Source organism: Mesorhizobium sp. M7A.F.Ca.CA.004.06.1.1, assembly GCF_003999135.1.
In the GTDB taxonomy this organism is placed as follows: Bacteria; Pseudomonadota; Alphaproteobacteria; order Rhizobiales; family Rhizobiaceae; genus Mesorhizobium.
Window position 1 is genome coordinate 1 of sequence record NZ_RZPQ01000671.1, and the last position, 3,320, is coordinate 3,320.

General features: G+C 62.5%; 2 protein-coding genes. Both read right to left on the minus strand.

What is annotated here, in order from left to right; genetic code table 11:
- On the minus strand, positions 1–1,192 hold a 1,192-nt coding region (locus EN906_RS28055), incomplete at its 3' end, for an ATP-binding protein (RefSeq protein WP_245484349.1).
- A 161-nt stretch (positions 1,193–1,353) separates the two neighbouring features.
- The coding region (locus EN906_RS28060; protein ID WP_127375525.1) for a tetratricopeptide repeat protein at positions 1,354–3,320 on the minus strand (1,967 nt) is incomplete at its 5' end.

Consider the following 3,320-nt stretch of genomic DNA (forward strand, 5'->3'; position numbering starts at 1 on the left):
GGATCACCTTGTCGACGACCACCTTGCCTTCGCTCGGATGTTCTTCCAGCCAGGTGCCGAGCGCTTCGTTGACCAGGCCTTCGACGACAGGACGGACTTCCGACGAGACCAGCTTGTCCTTGGTCTGCGAGGAGAATTTCGGATCTGGAACCTTGACCGACAGCACCGCCGTCAGGCCTTCGCGGCAATCGTCGCCGATCAGCGAGACCTTTTCCTTCTTGGTCAGGCCGGAGGATTCGCCATAGCCGGTGATCTGGCGCGTCAGCGCGCCGCGAAAGCCGGCCAGATGCGTGCCGCCATCGCGCTGAGGGATGTTGTTGGTGAAGGCCAGCACGTTCTCGTGGTAGCTGTCGTTCCACCACATCGCCACTTCGACGGTGATCCCATCGCGCTCCGCCCGGATGGCGATCGGCTTGTCGATCAGCGGTTTCTTGACCCGATCGAGATATTTGACGAATTCCTCGAGGCCTCCATCATAGTGCAGTTCATGGCGCACGACGTCGGCGTGACGGGCATCGGTCAAAATGATGCGCACGCCGGAATTGAGGAAGGCAAGCTCGCGCAGCCGGTGTTCCAGCGTGCCAAAGTCGAATTCGACCATGGTGAAGGTCTCGGCCGACGGGAAGAAGGTGATCTGGCTGCCGCTGCGGCCCTCATAGGTGCCCGGCTGCTTGTCCTGCTCATAGCTGCCGGTCGCCTTCAGCGGCGCGTCGGCATTGCCATGCGTGAAACTCATCTCGAAGATCTGGCCGTTGCGGCGGATTTTCAGCTTCAGCCACGCCGACAGCGCGTTGACCACCGAGACGCCGACGCCATGCAGGCCGCCCGAGACCTTGTAGGAATTCTGGTCGAACTTGCCGCCGGCATGCAGCTGCGTCATGATCACTTCGGCCGCCGAAATGCCTTCTCCGGTGTGGATATCGGTCGGAATTCCGCGGCCATTGTCGATCACGGTGACCGAACCATCGGGGTTGAGCGTCACGGTGACGAGATCGGCGTGACCGGCCAGCGCCTCGTCGATGGCGTTGTCGACCACTTCATAGACCATGTGATGCAGGCCCGAACCGTCGTCGGTATCGCCGATATACATTCCGGGGCGTTTGCGGACAGCATCCAACCCCTTCAAAACCTTGATGGAATCGGCGCCGTATTCGGCTTCAGCGCCGTTGTTGTTATCGATCTGATCGCTCATGAAAACCTGTTGTCTGGATGCCGCTTGCACGGCGCGAAAAACCCGCTCCGAATCGCGCCTCTGATATGCACTAGATATAGGCGCAAAAGGCGGTTTTTCCAAGGTTTGCAGGCATTTCACGGGGAATGAGCCGGCTGTCCATGGCAGCCTCCCGTCAGGCCCTATTTCACTTTGGCCAGCCGGTCCCTGAGAAACTTGATCATGAACTTGTATCGCGGCGCCAGCCGCCCGCTGCGGTCGAGCTCCAGCGTCATGTCCAGCGCCTGCGAAAGCACCGTCTTGGGGTTCTTGGCGACCTGAGCGTAGTCGATCATGGCAACCACCAGGTCGCGCTGCCAGGTGGCGTTGTTTGGGTCGGACCGGGCGAGCTTCTGGCGGATGTCGAGACTGTCCTGGAAAGCCTGCCGCGCGCCTTTGACGTCGCGCTGCTTGGCCTTGAGCATGCCGATCTCGGACAGGGTGATCGACAGGTCGCGTTGCCAGTCGGCATTGGCAGGGTCGAGCTTGGCCAGCCGGTCGGCGATAGCGAAACTGTCTGTATAGGCCTTGAGCGCTCCGGCGCGGTCGCCCTGAATCGCCAGAATGCCGGCGACCTTTTCCAGGCTGACCGAAAGGTCACGTTGCCAGTCGGCGTTGGCAGGGTCACTGGCCGCCAGCATGCGGGCTATAGAGAGGGCTTGCCTATAGGCGGCGAGGGCTGCCGGCCAGTCCTCTTGATCGCTCAGCGCATTGCCCATCTTTGCGTTGCCGACAGACAGGTCGCGCTTCAACTCACTGTTGTCGGGGTCGCGGCCCGCTAATTGTTCGACGATCGCATGGCCCGCTTTATAGGACGCGAGTGCGCCCGCCGCATCGCCGCGCTCGCGCTTGAGGTCGCCGATCGTATCATGGCTGACCGACACATCGCGCTGCCGTTCGGCATCCTGCGGCTTCTTTTCGGCCAATGCCAATCGGATATTCAGGCTCTCCTCGTAGGCCATCTGGGCGTTGTCCAACTGGCCGGCGGTACGCGCCAGTGCACCGATCTCGTCATAGCTGATGGTCAGGTCGCGCTGCAGTTCGGCGCGCTCCGGCTCGTTGTCGGCAAGCTGCTTCTTGACCGACAAGCCTTCCTGGTAGATCTGCGAGGCCCCAGCCAGATCGCCTTGCGTCACAAGCACATTGCCGATCTTGTCGTCGGCCATGGCGAAGTCGCTGAACCATGACAGCCGATCGGGTTCGGCAGCGGTCAAATCCCTGAGCATGGTTCTGGCGGTCCGATAGTTTTCCAGCGCTTCCGGCAGGTCTCCTTGCGCCAGCTTGATGTTGCCGAGCTTGATGTGGCTGACGGCAAAATCGCGCTTGACGCTCGGGTCGGTTTCCCGGGCCGAACGCAGCTCGAGATTGGACACCAGCGCTGCAAAGGCGCGGCCTGCCGCATCGGTGTTGCCGACAAGGGTGTAGAGCTTGCCGAGCTCGTCCAGGGTTCGGATCTGGCGGTCGGCCTGGTCCAGGGTCAGATCGGTTTGCCCGGCCTCGCCGTAGAGGACCAGCACCGATTCATAGTCCTTGATGGCCGTGGCGTAGTCGAGGTCGGCGCGCGCCGCACCGCCGGACAGGAAACGCGTCGCCGCCTCGGACAGCGTGCGGTTGACGAAGTTGGCCTTCAAGGCGTTGCGCGAGACATTGTCGATGTCGGCGGCCTTTGCGAGGATGGCGCGAGCCCCATCGAAGGCGCCGAGCGAAAGCTGCTCCTCGGCCTGCCGGCGCAATTCCGTCACCTGCGGATCATCGGAGGCCAGCGTCCTCATTTCGCCGCGCACCTTGACGAAGGCGTCGGCCGCCTCGCGCAACCGGGCATTCAGGCTGTCCGCCGAAAGGTGGCTGGCGTCGGAGCTGATCAGCACGCCGTAGAGAGGCGCCAGCGGCATGTCGGCATCGCTGGCGACCTGCTCGACCTCACCGCGCATTTCCGGCGTCACGTCGGCCATGGCAAGCAACAGGCGCTCGCGCTCCGGCAATTGTTGCTTGGCGGCCGCGGCAAAAAACAGCTTCGGCAGGCCGCTCTCGACGTAAGGCAGCTGTTTGCCCCGCGACAAATCGTAGACCTCCTGCTGCACCAGCGTCAGCACCGAGCGGATCTCGAGCC